Origin of the sequence: Nocardiopsis sp. JB363, from assembly GCF_900143625.1 — a bacterium.
Lineage (GTDB): Bacteria > Actinomycetota > Actinomycetes > Streptosporangiales > Streptosporangiaceae > Nocardiopsis.
The window spans coordinates 1-1,557 of sequence record NZ_FRFF01000206.1 but is presented as its reverse complement, the minus strand read 5'-3'; the positions used below and the strand labels follow the sequence as shown (position 1 = coordinate 1,557).

The 1,557-nt window shown below is 65.6% G+C and carries 1 protein-coding gene; it reads right to left on the bottom strand.

All coding sequences use genetic code 11. The annotated features are described in order from the left end of the window. Positions 1-1,166 (bottom strand): DUF222 domain-containing protein (locus BQ8420_RS31050; RefSeq protein ID WP_143847673.1); only part of this gene is annotated, 1,166 nt, incomplete at its 3' end. Positions 1,167-1,557 lie beyond the last annotated feature (391 nt).

Sequence of the window (1,557 nt, the reverse complement as noted above, 5' to 3'; positions counted from 1 at the left end):
GCGATGATGTGGTCGAACTGCGACCAGCTACGCGGCATGTCGCAGCCCTCGTGCCACTCGCAGTGGAACTCCTTGTACCCCGCCGCTTGGCGTACGGGGTCGGGGGCGCACCGGTGCTTCTGACCCACGTCGAGGAGGGTTTTGCCTTCGGCGTCGGTCAGGAAGCGGCGCAACCAGCTTTTCGGGGTGAGGCGGGAGATCATCTGGTCGGGGATGACCACCCCGTCCTCGGTCACCGCGGGTTCGGCGGTTTGGTCGCCGAGGTAGCGCTTGAGCGGCACGGTGATGTTCAACGTGACCACCGGTTTCGGGGCCTTCGCGCACGTGCGGTGGGCCAGGGCGGTCTCGAAGATGCGCATCATCGCGTCATAAGTGCGCTGATGCTTCGGCACCGCCGCGCTATCCGGACCATGGGGTTCGGTGTAGGCGTCCAGGGCGGCCTGGATCAGCTGGTTATCCGCACCCGGCCCCCACATGCGCAGCAGGAACCCGCCTTCGAAGGTCGGCGAGAATTGGGCGCCACGGTTGTCGAAAGTCTCATCGTAATCCCGGTCGGCTTTATCGGGGTCCAGTTGGGCGACGAACCATTTCGCCGCGTCCCGCAACTGCCGCACCGACGCCTGCGGACATTCCTTCTTATAAGCGATCAGCCCGAACTCCAGGCGGGCCCGGAAACCCTCGACGTCGGGGTGCTGCGCTTTGAACTCCTCATCGGCTGTTTCCAGGACCTTCGCCCACTCAGCGGTGGCTTTTTCGGTGGAGGTCGCGATCGCACACGCCTCACCCAACGACAGGACATCACCCTGGAACGCCTCATCCACCAGGGGCAGCTGCTGGCGGTGGACGGCTCGGGCCAGGGTGGCGAGGTTGCCGGCCTGGGCGGGGGTGGTGCCCCATTTGTGGGTGATCCATGCTTTGAGGGTGTTCTGGCCGCCTTTTTCCAATACGGCCCCGGAGGCTTCCATGGTGGCCAGGGCGGGGAGCATCGCGTAGTAGATGCGATCCATTTCCCCGTTGATCCGCCCGTACTGTTCGAGCGCTTCGGCTTCGGCCCCGATCGGGATATCCCGGCCGGCGAATCCTACCGCCATCTCCCGCGCATGGGCCATCGCTTGATCGACCGGGGTGGTCCCGGTCGAGGGCGGTGTGCTGGGAGGAAAGATCATACTCTGATTATATGCCAATGACCAGGAGAATGGCAGCCCTACTCCCGGGTATATTACTTTCTTTCCTCAGGGCGCCGGCATGCCTATCATGGAATGGCGCCTCTTTCGGGTTATCCACAACCCCTTTTCCCGCCATTCCCCCCACCGGAGCCGGCCACCGCTGGGACGCGGCCCGCCCCATGGCCGCCTGTAGCGGGCCCTTCGTTACCGCACCCGTCACGTAGTGGCGACGCGCTCAACGACACGACCAGACGGTGGGGTAGGGATTCGGCCGGCTGCGGCCGGACCGGGCGGAGCCCGGCGGCCCGTCAGGGCCCGGGCCGAAGGCCCGGAAGGGCTTTTGGGTCCCTGACCCCACTCCCCGCTTCCCCGATAGCCGCCAACTGCCGTC